The sequence below is a fragment of the Streptomyces aureus genome, from assembly GCF_001418135.1.
Classification (GTDB): domain Bacteria; phylum Actinomycetota; class Actinomycetes; order Streptomycetales; family Streptomycetaceae; genus Streptomyces; species Streptomyces aureus_A.
In genome coordinates this window covers 1-17,077 of sequence record NZ_LIPQ01000361.1, presented here as the reverse complement: position 1 = coordinate 17,077, position 17,077 = coordinate 1, and the positions used below count along the sequence as shown (strand labels likewise).

Sequence of the window (17,077 nt, the reverse complement as noted above, 5' to 3'; positions counted from 1 at the left end):
CGCCTCCCCACCCCGCCGTCGGCTTCTCGACGGCGGGGTGGGGAGGCGCGGGCCGATCGGCCGACGCCGGGGTCGCGAGCAGCATGCCCGCCGAGAGAACGAGAGCGGTGCAGGCCGCGAGGCGGGCACGGGTGGAGTGCACAGAACGCAAGAGATCCCCCCCAGGGATCAGGATGTCGTCGGACCGGGAACGGGCGTTCACGGCGTCTCCGTGCGGCAGAAGGCGCGTACGGAGGGCGAACGCTCCCGGGTCTTCGGGAGCATACCGCCCGGGGGTGACAGAGGATTCCGGGAAAAGGGGGTCGCCCCGTACCGGAGTCCGGTACGGGGCGACCCAGGGCCGTCCGGGGGACGGTGTTACGACATGGAGTTGTAGGCCTGGAAGCCGCTGCCGAGCTTGGTGCGCGCGGAGAACTTGTTCGGCGCCGTGCTCAGGTAGCGGTACAGGTCGCCGCCCGAGGTCACGCCCAGCAGGTCGGCCTTGCCGTCGGCGTTCAGGTCGCCGGGGGCGATCACCTTGGTGTACGTGTTCCAGCCGCTGCCGACCTTCACCCGCGTCTTGAACGCGGCCGTCGCGTTGCCCGTTCCCGGGTACACGTACAGGTCGCCGCCCGAGGTGCGGGCCACGATGTCCGCGCGCCCGTCGCCGGTGAAGTCGCCGGCACCGAGGATCTTGTTGTACGCGCCCCAGCCGGAGCCGACCTTGATGCGCGTCGCGAACTTGTCGCCCTGGCCGTTGCCCTTGTACAGGTACAGGTTGCCGGAGCGGTCGCGGGCCAGCAGGTCGCCCTTGCCGTCGCCGCTCAGGTCGCCCGGGCCGACGAGGCTGTTGTAGACGCCCCAGCCGCTGCCGATGGTGTACTCGCCGATGTACAGACCGCCGGACGTGTCGCCGTTGGCCTGCACGGCGATGTCGGAAAACCCGTCCGCGTTCAGCGAGGACAGGTTCGTGATGGTCAGACCGCTCGCCTCGCCCGGACCGAGGAGCTCGACGCGGTCCTCCAGCCTGCCGGTGGCGGAGTGGAAGTACGCGTACAGAGCGCCGCCGGGGGTGGTCGCGGTGACGCTTCCCTTGCCCGTGTACGGGTTGTTGCCCGCGCCGGCGAGCTGCGTGATGCCCGTCAGGTCGCCCACGTTGCCGACCTGCTGGCGGCCGCCCAGGGTGCCGTTGCCGTTGGCGGGGTAGAAGAAGAGCGTGCCGGCGTTGTCACGGGCCAGCAGGTCGCCGTCGCCGCCGCGCAGGATCTGGTTGTACGCGCCCCAGCCGCCGCCGATGGAGGCGCGGGTGCCGAACGGCTTGGTCTTGTCGCCCGTACCGGCGTAGAACCACAGCGTGCCGGCGGAGTCGCGGGCGTACAGGTCGGCCTTGCCGTCGCCGGTGCCGTCGCCGAGGCCGACGAGCTGGTCGTAGACGCCCCAGCCGCTGCCGACCAGGGTCCGGGTGCTGAGCGGCGTGGTCGCGCTGCCGGTGCCCAGGTACAGGTACAGCACGCCGTCCTGGGTGCGGGCGATCACGTCGGCGCGGCCGTCGCCGTTCACATCGCCGGGCGAGGCGACCTTGTTGTAGATCTGCCAGCCGCCGCCCACCACCTTGGAGTAGGGGGTGCCGGACGGATCGGCGTCGGTGTACAGGGTGAGCGTGCCGTTCTCGGAGAGGACGAGCACCTCGGGTTCGGTCGTGCTGCCGCCCTGGTTGCCGATCGGGATGATGTCCTTCGCGACGTCTTCGTAGCGGAAGAGCTCGAAGGGGTTGTCGGTCCCCGTGGTGGTGTTCGAGTAGAGCTCGCCGTCCACCGCGCGGTAGATGAAGTCGTCGACGCCGTCCCCGTCCAGGTCGGACAGCGGCAGGGACGAGGCGGCGGCCGAGGCCACGCCCGCGCGGCCCGCGTCCTGCCCCGTACGAGCGGCGTCGTTCCCGGTACGGGCGCCGTCCTTCTTCGGGAGCGTCAGCTTCGGAGGCGTGAAGGAGGGCGTGGCCTTCTCGGCCGACGGAACCGGCACCGGGGTGTCGGCGGACGCCGGGCCCGCGAGCAGCATGCCGGCCGAGAGGGCGAGCGCGGTGCAGGCGGCGACACGGCGGGAACGCTTGGAGTTCAGGAAAAGCAAAGAGATCCCCCCCAGGGATCAGAGGTTCGACAGAACCAAACTGGGGGGCTCGCACAGCGTCGAACGGCGTCAGCGCAGGCCAGTGGGCATGCGGAGACGACCTCGTTCGATGGTCGGACACCCCCCGGGATGTTGAAACGGAGTCTACCTACCCGGGAGGCCTGTGCCAGAGGTTTACTCTCCGAAGCCGACCGGGCGGTCAGTTCTTCCGGTGCCCTATCAACCGCGGCTTCGGCTCCAGACCGTCCAGACCGTGCCACGCCAGATTCACCAGATGCGCCGCGACCTCCGCCTTCTTCGGCTTGCGGACGTCCAGCCACCACTGACCCGTCAGCGCCACACTGCCCACCAGCGCCTGCGCGTACAGCGGCGCCAGCTTCGGGTCGAAGCCCCTGGCCTTGAACTCCAGGCCCAGGATGTCCTCCACCTGGGTGGCGATGTCGCTGATCAGCGACGCGAACGTGCCCGTCGACTGCGCCACCGGGGAGTCCCGTACGAGAATCCGGAAACCGTCCGTGTAGTTCTCGATGTAGTCGAGCAGCGCGAACGCCGCCTGCTCCAGGAGCTCCCGTGGATGCCCCGCAGTCAGCGCGCCCGTCACCCCGTCGAGGAGCTGGCGCATCTCCCGGTCGACCACGACCGCGTACAGCCCCTCCTTGCCCCCGAAGTGCTCGTACACCACCGGCTTGGAGACCCCGGCCTTCGCCGCGATCTCCTCCACCGAGGTGCCCTCGAAGCCCTTCTCCGCGAAGAGCGTCCGGCCGATGTCCAGCAGCTGTTCCCGGCGCTCCGCGCCCGTCATCCGCACCCGGCGGCCCCGCCGGGGCTTCTGCTCGCCGCTGCCGGTGCCACTGGTCCTGCCGTCGATCGCCACGTCTTCCATCATGCCGCGTCTGCGGGCGCGCTCTGGCGGCGGGCTTCGATGCGCTCCTTCGCCGGCCAGCGCACGTCGTACGCCCAGCCCGCCAGTTCGAACCAGCGGATCAGCCGCGCGCTGGAGTCGACCTGGCCGCGCAGCACCCCGTGCCGCGCCGACGTCGGGTCCGCGTGGTGCAGGTTGTGCCAGGACTCGCCGCAGGACAGCACCGCCAGCCACCACACGTTGCCCGAACGGTCCCGCGACTTGAACGGACGCTTGCCCACCGCGTGACAGATCGAGTTGATCGACCAGGTCACGTGGTGCAGCAGCGCGACCCGCACCAGCGAACCCCAGAAGAACGCGGTGAACGCGCCCCACCAGGACATCGTCACCAGACCGCCCACCAGCGGCGGGATCGCGAGCGACAGCATCGTCCAGAAGATGAAGTGCCGGGAGATCCGCCGGATCGCCGGGTCCTTGATCAGGTCGGGCGCGTACTTCGCCTGCGGGGTCCGCTCCTCGTCGAACATCCAGCCGATGTGCGCCCACCACAGGCCCTTCATCAGGGCCGGCACCGTCTCACCGAAACGCCACGGCGAGTGCGGGTCGCCCTCCGCGTCCGAGAACTTGTGGTGCTTGCGGTGGTCCGCCACCCAGCGCACCAGCGGACCCTCCACCGCCAGCGAGCCCATGATCGCGAGCGCGATCCGCAGCGGCCGCTTGGCCTTGAAGGAACCATGGGTGAAGTAACGGTGGAAGCCGATCGTGATGCCGTGGCAGCCGATGTAGTACATCGCCACCAGCAGACCCAGATCGAGCCACGACACGCCGCCCCAGCTCCAGGCCAGCGGCACCGCCGCGACCAGGGCGACGAAGGGCACCGTGATGAACAGCAGCAGCGTGATCTGCTCGATCGATCGCTTCTTGTCCCCGCCGAGCGTGCCGGAGGGCATGGGGTCCTGTTCGGATTCGAGCAACTCAGGGCTGGTGGTCATGGGTGTCCCCTGGGGAAGAAGGGATGAGGATGAAAGGGAGCGGAACGGTATGAAACGAACGCGAGGCTACGCCTCCGTAACCTACGGCGTCGTAAGTATGGCAGCGCCGGGGCGCGCGGCAAGGGGGCACAAGGGGACCCTGACCGCTGTCCAGCAGATGGACACCTATCCTGGGTGCGTCGGACAGCGCGGTCCGCAAGCCTCCAGAACCCCTCCAGACGTGCTCAAACACTGCAAGGAGCCGCACCTGTGAGCAGTGCCGACCAGACCCCCACCGCCAGCGCCGAGCTGCGCGCCGACATCCGCCGACTGGGCGATCTCCTCGGCGAGACCCTCGTCCGCCAGGAGGGCCACGAGCTCCTCGACCTCGTCGAGCGGGTCCGCAGCCTCACCCGAGAGGACGGCGAAGCCGCCGCCGAGCTGCTCCGCGGCGTCGAACTCGAGACCGCCGCCAAGCTGGTACGCGCCTTCTCCACCTACTTCCACCTCGCGAACGTCACCGAGCAGGTCCACCGCGGCCGCGAGATGCGCGAGAAGCGCGCCGCCGAGGGCGGCCTCCTCGCCCGCACCGCCGACATGCTCAAGGACGGCGACCCCGAGCACGTCCGCCAGACGGTCAAGAACCTCAACGTCCGGCCCGTCTTCACCGCGCACCCCACGGAAGCCGCCCGCCGCTCCGTCCTCAACAAGCTGCGCCGCATCGCCGCCCTCCTGGAGACCCCGGTCATCGAGGCCGACCGGCGCCGCCACGACCTGCGGCTCGCCGAGAACATCGACCTCATCTGGCAGACCGACGAACTCCGGGTCGTCCGCCCCGAGCCCGCCGACGAGGCCCGGAACGCCATCTACTACCTCGACGAGCTGCACGCCGGCGCCGTCGGCGACGTCCTGGAGGACCTCGCCGCCGAGCTGGAGCGCGTCGGGGTCGAACTCCCCGCCGGCACCCGCCCGCTCACCTTCGGCACCTGGATCGGCGGCGACCGCGACGGCAACCCCAACGTCACCCCCCAGGTGACCAGGGACGTCCTGATCCTCCAGCACGAGCACGGCATCACCGACGCCCTCGAACTCGTCGACTACCTGCGCGGACTGCTCTCCAACTCCATCCGCTACGCCGGAGCCACCCAGGAGCTCCTGGACTCCCTCCAGCGCGACCTGGAACTCCTCCCGGAGATCAGCCCCCGCTACAAGCGCCTCAACGCCGAGGAGCCGTACCGGCTCAAGGCCACCTGCATCCGGCAGAAGCTCGTCAACACCCGCGAGCGCCTCGCCTCCGGCACCCCCCACCAGGACGGCCGCGACTACCTCGGCACCGCCGAGCTCGTCCACGACCTCACCCTGATCCAGACCTCGCTGCGCGAGCACCGCGGCGCGCTCTTCGCCGACGGCCGGATGGACCGCACCATCCGCACCCTCTCCGCCTTCGGCCTCCAGCTCGCGACCATGGACGTCCGCGAGCACGCCGACGCCCACCACCACGCCCTCGGGCAGCTCTTCGACCGCCTCGGCGAGGAGTCCTGGCGGTACGCCGACATGCCGCGCGACTACCGGCAGAAGCTCCTCGCCAAGGAGCTCCGCTCCCGCCGTCCGCTGGCCCCGACCCCGGCCCCGCTGGACGCCGCGGGCCAGAAGACCCTCGGTGTCTTCCACACCGTCAAGGAAGCCTTCGAGCGCTTCGGCCCCGAGGTCATCGAGTCCTACATCATCTCGATGTGCCAGGGCGCGGACGACGTCTTCGCCGCCGCCGTCCTCGCCCGTGAGGCCGGTCTGATCGACCTGCACGGCGGCTGGGCCAAGATCGGCATCGTGCCGCTCCTGGAGACCACCGACGAGCTCAAGGCCGCCGACGTCATCCTCGACGGCATGCTCGCCGACCCCTCCTACCGGCGCCTCGTCTCGCTCCGCGGCGACGTCCAGGAGGTCATGCTCGGCTACTCGGACTCCTCCAAGTTCGGCGGCATCACCACGAGCCAGTGGGAGATCCACCGGGCCCAGCGGAGGCTGAGGGACGTCGCCCACCGTTACGGGGTTCGGCTGAGGCTGTTCCACGGCCGCGGGGGAACGGTCGGCCGCGGCGGCGGCCCCTCGCACGACGCGATCCTCGCCCAGCCCTGGGGCACCCTGGAGGGCGAGATCAAGGTGACCGAGCAGGGCGAGGTCATCTCCGACAAGTACCTGATCCCGTCCCTGGCCCGCGAGAACCTGGAACTGACGGTCGCCGCCACCCTCCAGGCCTCCGCGCTGCACACCGCGCCGCGCCAGTCCGACGAGGCCCTGGCCCGCTGGGACGCGGCCATGGACACCGTCTCGGACGCCGCCCACACCGCGTACCGCGAGCTCGTCGAGGACCCGGACCTCCCCTCGTACTTCTTCGCGGCCACGCCCGTCGACCAGCTCGCCGACCTCCACCTCGGCTCGCGCCCCTCGCGCCGCCCCGACTCCGGTGCCGGACTCGACGGACTGCGCGCCATCCCGTGGGTGTTCGGCTGGACCCAGTCCCGCCAGATCGTCCCCGGCTGGTACGGCGTCGGCTCCGGCCTCAAGGCCCTGCGCGAGGCCGGCCTCGACCCGGTCCTCGGCGAGATGTACGAGCACTGGCACTTCTTCCGCAACTTCCTCGCCAACGTCGAGATGACGCTCGCGAAGACCGACCTGCGGATCGCCCGCCACTACGTCGACACCCTGGTGCCCGACGACCTCAAGCACGTCTTCGACACCATCGAGGCCGAGCACGCGCTGACCGTCGCGGAGGTCCTCAAGGTCACCGGCGGCGAGAAGCTCCTGGACTCCAACCCGGTCCTCCAGCAGACCTTCGCCATCCGCGACGCCTACCTGGACCCGATCTCCTACCTCCAGGTCGCCCTCCTCGCCCGCCAGCGCGGCGCCGCCGAGCGCGGCGAGGACCCGGACCCGCTGCTCGCACGGGCCCTGCTCCTCACCGTGAACGGCGTCGCGGCGGGCCTGCGCAACACCGGCTGACGCCCGGCCGCACACACGACGGTGCCCCCGTGGAGATTCCTCCACGGGGGCACCTTCACGACGGGGTACGTCGGTACCGCCGGCCCTTAGTGCTGCTGGGCCTTGCGACGGCGGGTCACCAGGAACGCGCCGGCGCCCGCGAGGGCCACGGCGACGGCGGCGAGAACGCCGACGGGGGCGCTGGAGCCGGTCTCGGCGAGGTCGCCGCCCGTGCTGCCGGTGCCACCGGTCTCACCCGCGGGGACGGAGGCGGACGGCGACTCGGTGCCACCGGGGGTCTCCGAGGCGCCGGGGGTCTCGGAGGCACCCGGGGTCTCCGACGGAGCGGGGCTCTCGGTACCCGGGGTCTCGGTGCCGGGGGTCTCCGTGCCGGGGGTCTCGGTACCGGGGGTCTCGGTACCGGGGGTCTCCGTGCCGGGAGTCTCCGTGCCGGGGGTCTCGTCCGGGCAGTCGACCTTGAAGACCTTGTGCTTGGCCGAGCCGTTCTCGCCGTCGAAGTTCCAGAACAGCTTGTACTGGCCGTCGGCGAGCTTCAGGTCCTCGGTACGGCCGTGGCCCTTGGCGTCAAGGGTGATGGCGCCCTTCTCGACCTCGGTGCCCTTGTCCTTGTCGTTGTTGGACCAGGCCTCGATGCGCCAGATCGCCTTCTGCTCGACGTCGAAGTTGAACGCGTCGAGGTAGAACTCGCAGACCTTCGGCTCGTTGGCCTTGATCTCCTCGCCGGTCTTCGAGTCGTGGATCTTGACCGTGCCGTTGTCGCCCTTGGGGCTGTCCGACGCGGAGGCCACCGGAGCCAGGACGAGGGAACCTGCCATGGCCGCGACGAGCGCAGCGGCAGGGATGAGAGAACGTCGCATGTGCAGTCGTCCATCTATGGGATGAGGGATGCCGTGGGGGGTGGCAGGAGGGCAGCCTATCCGTCGCCTTAAGTCAGCTTTAAGTCAGAGCTCCATAACGATCCGGCCGGGAACTCGTGGGGTCCGGCCGCAACCCTCAGAGCGCGAAGAACGCCGCCACGAGCAGCGCCCCGCCCGCCCCCGCCATCGACCACGCCGTCCTCGGCAGCCGCAGACCGCCGCCGATCAGCGGCGACGCGAGCAGCAGCGCCCCGCCCAGCGGCAGCCACGCGTGCAGACCGCCGCCCCAGCCGGTCCGTACGCCCTCGTCCGTGCCCGGCTTCACCACCACCGGGATCGTCACGCCCTGCTCCGCCGCCACCGAACGCGCGATCGTCAGCGTCCTGCGCGTCGAGGAGGTGTCCTCCGGGGCGTAGCGGCCGCTGCACGTGTCGTCGGTGCAGCCGGTCACCGTCAGCGTGCCGTGCTCCCGCCCCTTGGCGAGCAGGACGTGCTGGGCCGAGTTCCAGGAGGCCCAGGCGCCCGCGACCACGAGAAGGAGGGCGACCAGGGCCATGGCGGCGTTACGGACGTGGGTCATGACCCGCGATCGTACAGTCGTACCGCGCGAGTCCCGCCGGCCTCAGGAGTTGTACGCGGACTGCGCCCGCTCCAGACCCTCCGCCACCAGGCACTCCACCGAGTCCGCCGCCCGGTCCACGAACCAGTCCAGGTCCTTGCGCTCCGTCGACGAGAAGTCCTTCAGGACGAAGTCCGCCACCTGCATCCGGCCCGGCGGACGCCCGATCCCGCACCGCACCCGGTGGTACTCCGCACCCATCGACTTCGTCATCGACTTCAGGCCGTTGTGCCCGTTGTCCCCGCCGCCGATCTTCAGCCGCAGCACCCCGTAGTCGATGTCCAGCTCGTCGTGGATCGCCACGATGTTCGCCGTCGGCACCTTGTAGAAGTCGCGCAGTGCCGTCACCGGGCCACCCGACAGGTTCATGTACGACATCGGCTTCGCGAGGACCACCCGACGGCTCGCCGGTCCCGGCGGGCCCATCCGGCCCTCGACGACCTGCGCCTGCGCCTTCCCCGCCCGCTTGAACGAGCCCCGCATCCGTTCGGCGAGCAGGTCCACCACCATGAACCCGATGTTGTGCCGGTTGGCCGCGTACTCGGGCCCGGGATTGCCGAGGCCGACGATCAGCCAGGGCGCGTTCGCGTCATCGGTCATGTGCGTCGGGTCTCCTCATCCACTTACGTCCAGATACATCCAGATACGAAAAACGGGGTGACGGGCCGTGCGGCCCGTCACCCCGTCACGTCAAGCAGAGCCTACGGCTCAGGCCTCTTCGCCCTCGGTGGCCTCGGCCTCGGCGGCCGGCTCCTCGGCCTGGGCGGCCAGGACCTGGAGGACGACGGCCTCGGCGTCGGTCACCAGGGTCGAGCCCTTGGGCAGGGAGATGTCACCGGCGAGGATGGAGGCACCGGCCTCCAGGCCCTCGACGGAGACCGTGACGGCCTCGGGGAGGTGGGTGGCCTCGGCCTCGATGGAGAGGGTGCTCAGCACGTGCTCGAGCAGGTTGCCACCGGCGGCGAGCTCGCCCTCGGCGTGGACCGGGATCTCGACCGTGACCTTCTCGCCGCGCTTGACGAGCAGCAGGTCGACGTGGACGAGGAAGCCCTTGATGGCGTCACGCTGGACGGCCTTCGGGATCGCCAGCTCGGTCTTGCCGTCGACGTCCAGGGAGAGCAGGACGTTCGGCGTACGAAGCGCGAGGGCGAGGTCGTGGGCCGGGAGGGTCACGTGCGCCGGCTCGGAGCCGTGGCCGTAGACGACGGCGGGAACCTGGCTGTTGCGGCGGATCGCACGGGCGGCGCCCTTGCCGAACTCGGTACGGACGGCAGCGGCGAGCTTGACCTCGGACATGATGCACTCCTCGTAGAAAGGTGACGAAAAACCTGGGTCACCCGGCCACGACTGGCGATGGCCTGCTACGAAGAGCGCGTCGATAACGGACCGCCGTGACCCTGTACATCCGTACGGGTACGGCCTCCCTCGCCGAGCAACTACGGCAGTCTACCGGCCCGCCGCCCTACCACCCAATTCGATCACTCAAACACGGCGGAGGGCCGCTCCCCCGAACGGGGAACGGCCCTCACGTACTGCCTGCCGCCTGCCGTGAGGCTACGGCTCAGTGCTCCTCGAAGAGGCTCGTCACCGAACCGTCCTCGAACACCTCGCGCACCGCACGCGCGATCGTCGGCGCGATCGACAGCACGGTGATCTTGTCCAGCTCCAGCGCGCCCGGCACCGGCAGCGTGTCCGTGAACACGAACTCGCTCACCTTGGAGTTCTTCAGACGGTCCGCCGCCGGGCCCGACAGGATGCCGTGCGTGGCCGTCACGATGACGTCCTCAGCGCCGTGCGCGAACAGCGCGTCCGCCGCGGCGCAGATCGTGCCGCCGGTGTCGACCATGTCGTCCACCAGGACACAGACGCGGCCCTTCACGTCACCGACGACCTCGTGCACGGTGACCTGGTTGGCGACGTCCTTGTCACGACGCTTGTGCACGATCGCCAGCGGCGCGTCCAGACGGTCGCACCAGCGGTCGGCGACCCGCACGCGGCCCGCGTCCGGGGAGACGATCGTCAGCTTGGAGCGGTCGACCTTCGCGCCCACGTAGTCCGCGAGCACCGGCAGCGCCGACAGGTGGTCCACCGGGCCGTCGAAGAAGCCCTGGATCTGGTCGGTGTGCAGGTCCACCGTCAGGATGCGGTCCGCGCCGGCCGTCTTCAGCATGTCGGCGACCAGACGCGCCGAGATCGGCTCGCGGCCGCGGTGCTTCTTGTCCTGACGGGCGTAGCCGTACGACGGGATGATCACGGTGATGCTCCGGGCGGAGGCCCGCTTCAGAGCATCGATCATGATCAGCTGCTCCATGATCCACTTGTTGATCGGAGCCGTGTGGCTCTGGATCAGGAAGCAGTCCGCGCCACGGGCCGACTCCTGGAAGCGGACGTAGATCTCACCGTTGGCGAAGTCGAACGCCTTGGTCGGAACGAGGCCGACGCCCAGCTGGTGCGCGACCTCCTCGGCCAGCTCGGGGTGGGCGCGGCCGGAGAAGAGCATCAGCTTCTTCTCGCCGGTCGTCTTGATCCCGGTCACAGCACTGTCTCCTCAGACGTGTTGTCTGGCCGCGTTCCACGAGCTGTCGTGCGCGTGTGCGAGCCAGCCGAATTTGTGTGCACGTATCACGGTACGCCGAGTTCGACGTACCCGTTTCCGGTCAGCTTTCGCCGGCGGAGTCCTCCGAGGCGGCCTGAGCGGCCTGCGCGGCAGCGCTGCCGGGACGCTTCCGGGCCACCCAACCCTCGATATTCCGCTGCTGGCCCCGGGCGACGGCGAGCGAGCCGGCCGGCACGTCCTTCGTGATCACGGACCCCGCCGCGGTGTACGCGCCGTCCCCGATCGTGATGGGAGCCACAAACATGTTGTCCGACCCGGTCCGGCAGTGCGACCCGATCGTGGTGTGGTGCTTCGCCTCGCCGTCGTAGTTCACGAAGACGCTCGCCGCGCCGATGTTCGTGTACTCGCCGATCGTGGCGTCACCCACGTACGACAGATGGGGGACCTTGGTGCCCTCGCCGACCGTCGCGTTCTTCATCTCGACGTACGTGCCGGCCTTGGACTTCCGGCCGAGGTTCGTGCCCGGGCGGAGGTACGCGAACGGCCCCACGGAGGCGCTCTCGCCGATGACGGCGGAGTCGGCGACGGTGTTGTCCACCCGGGCGCCCTTGTCGACGCGGGTGTCCTTCAGCCGTGTGTTCGGGCCGACCACGGCGTCCTCGCCGATGTGCGTCGTCCCGAGGAGCTGCGTCCCGGGCAGGAGGACGGCGTCGGGCTCGAAGGTCACCGTGACGTCCACGAAGACGGACGAGGGGTCGACCACGGTCACGCCGGCGAGCATGGCCCGCTCGATCAGCCGCTGGTTCAGCAGGGCGCGGGCCTCGGCGAGCTGCACGCGGTTGTTGATCCCGAGGATCTCGCGGTGGTCGTCGGCGACGGAGGCGCCGACGCGGTGCCCGGCCTCGCGCAGGATGCTCAGCACGTCGGTGAGGTACTCCTCGCCCTGGCTGTTGTCCGTCCGGACCTTGCCGAGGGCGTCGGCGAGCAGCTGCCCGTCGAACGCGAACACGCCGGAGTTGATCTCGCGGATGGCGCGCTGCTCGTCGGAGGCGTCCTTGTGCTCGACGATCTCGGTCACGGCCCCGGTCGCCGGGTCCCGCACGATCCGCCCGTATCCGGTGGAGTCCGGGACCTCGGCGCTCAGCACGGTGACGGCGTTGCCGTCGGCGGCGTGGGTGTCGGCGAGGGCGCGCAGCGTCTCGCCGGACAGCAGCGGGGTGTCGCCGCAGACGACGACCACGGTCCCGTCGGGCGTCTGCCCGAGCTCCTCCAGGGCCATCCGCACCGCGTGCCCGGTGCCGTTCTGCTCCTCCTGGACGGCGGTACGGGTCCCGGCGTAGTGCTCCTCCAGGTGCCCCTTCACCAGCTCGCGGGCGTGCCCGACGACCACGACGAGGTGCTCGGGCTCCAACTCCCGGGCGGCGGACACGACATGCCCGACGAGAGACCGCCCGGCGATCTCGTGGAGGACCTTGGGGGTCTTCGACTTCATGCGGGTGCCCTCACCCGCTGCGAGGACGACGACGGCTGCCAAGGGGGCCTCCCCTGTTCGAGCGGAGCCGAGAACTTGGGGGCGGGTGGCGCTCACGGGAATGCCCTTCGGCTTTGGGTGGTGGACGCACGAAGGATACCGGTGGGCAGGGTGGCGGACATGAGTGCGGGTCCTGACCGTGGCGGTCAGGACCCGAGTGAAGAAGCTCCCCCGCCAGGACTCGAACCCGGACATAAGGCACCAAAAGCCTCAGTGCTGCCAATTACACCACAGGGGATGGCGTACAGGGTTGAAACGGACAAAGCATCGGTCTCGTACCCCGGCGGCCTCCACTATGCCGTACCGAGTGGCTTCGATGCGACGGTGTTCGCCGCGGCGCCGCCGGGGCTCGCCCGTAGGGTGGTGGGTATGACCACAACGGGGGCAGACCGGGACGCCGTGGGCGTCGGGAATTGGTGGTGGTGGGGGAGACGGCGGAGCGCCGTTCTCGATGGAGGGCTCGCCCTCGTGTCCGCCGTCGAGTGCGGGTTCGAAGGGGTGCGGTTCGCCGAGCAGGCCTCGCTGCCCGTGCCCGTGGGAGTGCTGTTCGGTCTGCTCGTCGGCTCCGTGCTGCTCGTCCGGCGGCGCTGGCCCATCGGGGTCGTGCTCGTGTCGATCGCCGTGGCGCCCGCCGAGATGGGCTTCCTCATGGGGATCGTCGGGCTCTACTCGCTCGCCGCCTCCGAGGTCCCCCGGCGGATCACCGCGCTGCTCGCCGGGATGTCGACGGTCGCCGTCTTCGTCGTGACCGTCGTGCGGATGCGGCAGGACATCGCCCAGGCCGATGTCGGGCAGCCCGACATCGACCCGAGTGGCTGGTACGTGCCGGTCGTCTCGCTCTTCATGACGCTCGGGCTCAACGCGCCGCCGTTGCTCTTCGGCCTCTACATAGGGGCGCGCCGCCGGCTCATGGAGAGCCTGCGGGAGCGGGCGGACAGCCTGGAGCAGGAGCTGTCGCTCCTCGCGGACCGGGCGGAGCAGCGGGCGCAGTGGGCGCGGCAGGAGGAGCGGACGCGGATCGCCCGCGAGATGCACGACGTGGTGGCGCACCGGGTGTCGCTGATGGTGGTGCACGCGGCGGCGCTGCAGGCGGTGGCGCTGAAGGATCCGCAGAAGGCCGTGCGCAATGCCGCCCTGGTGGGGGACATGGGGCGGCAGGCGTTGACCGAGTTGCGGGAGATGCTGGGGGTGCTGCGGGAGGGGACCGCTCCGGTGGCCCCCGCTCCCGTGCCGCTGGCGGCCGTCGGCCGGGCCGCCGCCGCTGCCGCCGAGGCCGCCGCCGAGGACGGGCCCTCGCTGGACGCGCTGGAGGGACTCTGCGAGCAGTCCCGGCTCGCGGGGGCGGTGGTGGAGTTCGTCGTCATCGGTGACGCGCGGGCCTATCCGCCGGAGGTGGAGCGCACGGCGTACCGCGTGGTGCAGGAGGCGTTGACCAACGTCCACAAGCACGCGGCGGGCGCCGAGGTCGTGGTGCGGCTCGCGCACCGGGAGGCCGAGGTCGCGATGCAGGTGGAGAACGGTCCGTGTCCTTCGGACGCGGGCGTCGCGGACGTACGGCTGCCGAGCGGCGGGAACGGGCTCGTCGGCATGCGGGAGCGCGTGCTGCGGCTCGGCGGGGTGTTCGTCTCCGGCGCGACCGACGAGGGCGGATTCAAGGTGTCGGCGGTGCTGCCGACGGTCACCCGGCCGTCAGACGGGTCGGCTGCGCGCCCGTGACGAGGGTCGAGAGCGCCGAGTCGATGTCCTTGCCGAGGTACCAGTCGCCCGCGTGGTCGAGGCTGTAGACCCGCCCCTCCATGTCCATGGCGAGGACCGCCTGGTGATCGCCCTCCTCGCCGAGCGGCGCGAGCTCCGTGTCCAGGGCGCGGCCGAGGTCGGCGAGGGTGCGGGAGAGATGGAGTCCGGCCAGCGGGTCGAAGCGGACGGCCGCGGGCGCTATCTGGCGGCCGTGGCCGGGTGCGGCGATCCGCAGGCCGCCGAACTCGGCCCAGGCCTCGACGACGGCGGGGAAGACGCTGTGCCGGTGTCCCGCGGGGGAGATGTGGGCGCGCAGGGTGTCGGCCCATTCTTCGGCGAGCTTGATGTCCCAGCGGCCGGGCTGCCAGCCGGCCTCGCGGAGGGCGGCGTCGACGTTGACCGGGAACCGGGTGGTGCTGAGGTGGTCGGGCATGGGGGTGCGGTCAGCCGTTCTCGACAGGCGTGGTGGGGTCGACGGTGCGGACACCGAAGTGGGCGAGCATCGCCGTACAGGAGCGGCAGGGTGCGGCGTAGCTGCCGTGCAGGGGGTCGCCGTCCTCACGGATGTGCCGCGCGGTGAGCTTGGCGTGTTTGAGGGAGCGGCGGGCCTCGCCGGGGGTGAGCGGTTTGCGCTGGGCGCGTTTGGAGCGGGCGTTCTCGGTGGCGGTGAGGTGCCGGGACAGCAGGATCGCCTCGGGACATCGTCCGGTGAAGCGTTCGCGCTGGCCGCTGGTGAGGGTGTCCAGGAAGTCCTGGACGAGGGCGTGCAGGGCGGGCGGCCGGTCGCCGCGGGCGGCGGTGCAGGTGAGGGCCGTCTCGCCGCGGACGGAGAGGGCGGCCCCGACGGTGGGAAGGATGCCGTCGCGGCGCTGACGCAGTAACGGCGCACGTGTGGTGTCGGCGCTGCTGCTCCAGTTGAGGCGTGGGTCACCCTGTGTGGGTGTCGGTACTGCGTGCATGGTGCTGGTCTTCCCCTCCTGCAATCCCCCGAGTTGCGTGGACAGCCTGCCAAATAGGGAGCCATATGGGGAAGCTGGGGCGCCGAAACGCGGCTTCGGTGTGTCGTAATCATGGTGCACCTGTCATGGCGTCGTGACAGTTGGTCACCGTCGGATCGGGCCGGTTCGGGCTCTTGTGGCAGCGCATAGGCTGTGCGGCATCAGTCAGGAGCAGCCAGCGGCTGCGGGTAGTAGCAGTCAGCGACGCCAGTGCAGGGGGCAACCGCCATGACGACAGGTCGGCTCGGGCAGGACACCGCGCCACCGAACGCGGCCTATGCCGGGCAGGTCGTGCACTTCCCGGACCCGGTCCGGGCCTCCCGGCACCCGCGAGGGGTGCGGGTGGACGAGTTCGGTCATCCGGACTTCTCGCCGTACGCCCGCGCGGCGGCGGAGATCGCCGACCCGCCGGAGGGTTTCGGCGTCGACGAGCTGCGGCTCACGGACTACGTGTCGGCGAACGCGGCGATGGCGGCGACCGGTCATGAGCTGTGGGACACGATTCCGTCGGTGGCGACGCCGCACGGCTGGACCTGGCACCACGTGGCCCGCAGTCGTCGGATGGAGCTGGTCCCGGTCGAGGTGAAGGCGTTGCTGCGCCATCACGGCGGGGTGGCGACGGCCGCCGTGGACCACACGAAGCGGGGCACGCGCCCGTTGCAGGAGACCCGGCCGGCGCACTTCGGACTGCCGAAGGGCCTGGTGTCGGTGTCGGAGCAGCAGCTCCAGGGCGTCGAGGAGGACCTCGGCTACCGGCTCCCGGGGGCGTACCGCTCGTTCCTGCGGGCGGCCGGCGGGTGCGCCCCGGTGGGTGCGGCGCTCGACGCGGAGCTGGGGCTCCTGGTCGACCAGCCGTTCTTCACGGTGCGGGAGGAGGCGGGCGTCAACGACCTCGTCTATGTCAACAAGTGCCTCCGAGACCATCTGACCAAGGACTATCTGGGCGTGGCGTTCGTCCAGGGCGGTCTGATCGCGCTGAAGGTGCGAGGTGAGGGGGTCGGTTCGGTGTGGTTCTGCGCGTACGACGACGCCCGGGACTCCGGCGAGGTGGCGGCGGGCTGGTCGGTGGGTGAGCGGGTGGAGCGGCTGCTGCTGCCCTGTGGTGCGGACTTCGACGCGTTCCTCCAGCGGCTCGCGGGCAATCCGCCGGAGCTGGAGACGGTGGCGAACCTGATGGTGGACGGCGGCTTCGCGCGTGCGGTGCCGGTCGTCCCGGTGGGGGAGTGAGTGGGCTGTGGTGACGTTCGCGCAGGCGCAGGAGCGCGCCGAGGAATGGATCAACGGCGACCTGCCGTCGTATCAGCACCGTGAGGTGCGGGTGCGGGAGTTCGAGCTGGGGTTCGTGGTGTGGGCGGAGGACCGCGAGGGCGGACCGACGTCGGACGGCGGACGTCAGCGGCTGGTGATCGCCCGGGACAGTGGCGAGGCGACGCTGTGGCCGGGGCTGCCGGTGGGTGAGGTGATCCGCCGGTACGAGGAGGAGTACGGGACGCCGGAGGAGGTTCCGGCGCAGGCGGCCGTGCCGGCGGCGCGGATCGATCTGAACCAGACGTCGTTCCTGCTGAGTCCGCCGGAGTGGCTGCAGGACGCGGCGGACCGGATCGGACTCCCGAAGCAGCCGAACGTCTCGCAGGAGAGCGGGAGTCCGGCGGCGTCGATGGACGACGTGTCGGAGCCGGTGGCGGCGGCGGAGACGGGCCCCTCGGCCTCGGTCGCCTCGTCGTCGTCCTCGTCGGAGGGCGCGGGGGTGTCCGCGGTGGCGGGTGCCGTCGCGTACGAGCCGACCGCGATGGACGGGGTTCCGGCGGAGACGCCGGGTGCGGGTGCGGGTGCGGGCGC

General features: G+C 70.7%; 14 protein-coding genes, 1 tRNA gene and 1 pseudogene. 4 read left to right on the top strand and 12 right to left on the bottom strand.

Annotation, left to right across the window (positions count from 1 at the left end; all coding sequences use genetic code 11):
• Window positions 1-357 precede the first annotated feature (357 nt).
• The 3 genes from AOK00_RS27285 to AOK00_RS27275 form a co-directional block, all read right to left on the bottom strand.
• Window positions 358-2,106 carry an FG-GAP-like repeat-containing protein gene (locus AOK00_RS27285; protein ID WP_254047519.1) on the bottom strand — a complete coding sequence of 583 codons (1,749 nt, stop codon included), beginning with the start codon at window positions 2,104-2,106 and terminating at the stop codon, window positions 358-360.
• Between the two features lie 199 nt (window positions 2,107-2,305).
• On the bottom strand, window positions 2,306-2,989 hold the full coding sequence (locus AOK00_RS27280) for a TetR/AcrR family transcriptional regulator (protein WP_030315379.1): 684 nt from the start codon (window positions 2,987-2,989) through the stop codon (window positions 2,306-2,308).
• On the bottom strand, window positions 2,989-3,960 hold the full coding sequence (locus AOK00_RS27275; RefSeq protein WP_055602912.1) for an acyl-CoA desaturase: 972 nt from the start codon (window positions 3,958-3,960) through the stop codon (window positions 2,989-2,991). Before AOK00_RS27275 ends, AOK00_RS27280 begins: the two co-directional genes overlap by 1 nt.
• Window positions 3,961-4,209: 249 nt before the next feature.
• Here AOK00_RS27275 and ppc point away from each other — a divergent pair, with 249 nt between their 5' ends.
• The gene (gene ppc, locus AOK00_RS27270) at window positions 4,210-6,939 is read left to right on the top strand and encodes a phosphoenolpyruvate carboxylase (protein WP_055602911.1); all 2,730 of its coding nucleotides are present in this window, start codon (window positions 4,210-4,212) and stop codon (window positions 6,937-6,939) included.
• A gap of 86 nt (window positions 6,940-7,025) precedes the next feature.
• On the opposite strand, the gene AOK00_RS27265 is transcribed toward ppc, so the two are convergent.
• From AOK00_RS27265 to AOK00_RS27235, 7 genes are all read right to left on the bottom strand, one after another.
• A complete protein-coding gene (locus AOK00_RS27265) occupies window positions 7,026-7,796 on the bottom strand; it encodes an LPXTG cell wall anchor domain-containing protein (protein ID WP_055602910.1) in 771 nt (256 codons plus the stop codon).
• A 136-nt stretch (window positions 7,797-7,932) separates the two neighbouring features.
• Window positions 7,933-8,376, bottom strand: coding sequence for a hypothetical protein (locus AOK00_RS27260; protein WP_055602909.1), 444 nt, complete (start codon window positions 8,374-8,376; stop codon window positions 7,933-7,935).
• A gap of 42 nt (window positions 8,377-8,418) precedes the next feature.
• Window positions 8,419-9,015: an aminoacyl-tRNA hydrolase gene (gene pth, locus AOK00_RS27255; protein ID WP_055602908.1), complete on the bottom strand. Its 597-nt coding sequence runs from the start codon at window positions 9,013-9,015 to the stop codon at window positions 8,419-8,421.
• 108 nt (window positions 9,016-9,123) lie between these two features.
• The gene (locus AOK00_RS27250) at window positions 9,124-9,711 is read right to left on the bottom strand and encodes a 50S ribosomal protein L25/general stress protein Ctc (protein ID WP_055602907.1); all 588 of its coding nucleotides are present in this window, start codon (window positions 9,709-9,711) and stop codon (window positions 9,124-9,126) included.
• A 265-nt stretch (window positions 9,712-9,976) separates the two neighbouring features.
• The gene (locus AOK00_RS27245; protein WP_030315367.1) at window positions 9,977-10,951 is read right to left on the bottom strand and encodes a ribose-phosphate diphosphokinase; all 975 of its coding nucleotides are present in this window, start codon (window positions 10,949-10,951) and stop codon (window positions 9,977-9,979) included.
• Window positions 10,952-11,072: 121 nt separating this feature from the next.
• Window positions 11,073-12,506 (bottom strand): bifunctional UDP-N-acetylglucosamine diphosphorylase/glucosamine-1-phosphate N-acetyltransferase GlmU, encoded by a 1,434-nt coding sequence (gene glmU, locus AOK00_RS27240; RefSeq protein ID WP_301554230.1) that lies wholly within the window; start codon window positions 12,504-12,506, stop codon window positions 11,073-11,075.
• A 163-nt stretch (window positions 12,507-12,669) separates the two neighbouring features.
• Window positions 12,670-12,741 (bottom strand) — tRNA-Gln (locus AOK00_RS27235).
• 131 nt (window positions 12,742-12,872) lie between these two features.
• Between AOK00_RS27235 and AOK00_RS27230 the strand changes: the two genes are divergently transcribed.
• Window positions 12,873-14,219, top strand: a complete 1,347-nt coding sequence (locus tag AOK00_RS27230; RefSeq protein ID WP_055602913.1) for a sensor histidine kinase — start codon at window positions 12,873-12,875, stop codon at window positions 14,217-14,219.
• On the opposite strand, the gene AOK00_RS27225 is transcribed toward AOK00_RS27230, so the two are convergent.
• Both AOK00_RS27225 and AOK00_RS27220 read right to left on the bottom strand, forming a co-directional pair.
• Entirely contained in the window at window positions 14,182-14,673 is a 492-nt protein-coding gene (locus AOK00_RS27225) for an SUKH-3 domain-containing protein (RefSeq protein WP_055602906.1), read from the bottom strand. The genes AOK00_RS27230 and AOK00_RS27225 overlap by 38 nt on opposite strands.
• Window positions 14,674-14,683: 10 nt before the next feature.
• Complete coding sequence (locus tag AOK00_RS27220) at window positions 14,684-15,199, bottom strand: YwqJ-related putative deaminase (protein WP_055602905.1); 516 nt, start codon at window positions 15,197-15,199, stop codon at window positions 14,684-14,686.
• 267 nt (window positions 15,200-15,466) lie between these two features.
• On the opposite strand from AOK00_RS27220, the gene AOK00_RS27215 reads away from it, so the two are divergent.
• A complete protein-coding gene (locus AOK00_RS27215; RefSeq protein ID WP_079042220.1) occupies window positions 15,467-16,465 on the top strand; it encodes an SMI1/KNR4 family protein in 999 nt (332 codons plus the stop codon).
• A 7-nt stretch (window positions 16,466-16,472) separates the two neighbouring features.
• A pseudogene (locus tag AOK00_RS27210) lies at window positions 16,473-17,077 on the top strand (SUKH-4 family immunity protein); the annotation flags it as partial.

Excerpts from the sequence above, each read along its gene's own strand:
- AOK00_RS27280 (WP_030315379.1), bottom strand. The coding sequence starts at position 2,989 with ATGGAAGACGTGGCGATCGACGGCAGGACCAGTGGCACCGGCAGCGGC.
- AOK00_RS27275 (WP_055602912.1), bottom strand. The coding sequence starts at position 3,960 with ATGACCACCAGCCCTGAGTTGCTCGAATCCGAACAGGACCCCATGCCC.
- AOK00_RS27265 (WP_055602910.1), bottom strand. The coding sequence starts at position 7,796 with ATGCGACGTTCTCTCATCCCTGCCGCTGCGCTCGTCGCGGCCATGGCA.
- AOK00_RS27260 (WP_055602909.1), bottom strand. The coding sequence starts at position 8,376 with ATGACCCACGTCCGTAACGCCGCCATGGCCCTGGTCGCCCTCCTTCTC.
- pth (WP_055602908.1), bottom strand. The coding sequence starts at position 9,015 with ATGACCGATGACGCGAACGCGCCCTGGCTGATCGTCGGCCTCGGCAAT.
- AOK00_RS27250 (WP_055602907.1), bottom strand. The coding sequence starts at position 9,711 with ATGTCCGAGGTCAAGCTCGCCGCTGCCGTCCGTACCGAGTTCGGCAAG.
- AOK00_RS27230 (WP_055602913.1), top strand. The coding sequence starts at position 12,873 with ATGACCACAACGGGGGCAGACCGGGACGCCGTGGGCGTCGGGAATTGG.
- AOK00_RS27225 (WP_055602906.1), bottom strand. The coding sequence starts at position 14,673 with ATGCCCGACCACCTCAGCACCACCCGGTTCCCGGTCAACGTCGACGCC.
- AOK00_RS27220 (WP_055602905.1), bottom strand. The coding sequence starts at position 15,199 with ATGCACGCAGTACCGACACCCACACAGGGTGACCCACGCCTCAACTGG.
- AOK00_RS27215 (WP_079042220.1), top strand. The coding sequence starts at position 15,467 with ATGACGACAGGTCGGCTCGGGCAGGACACCGCGCCACCGAACGCGGCC.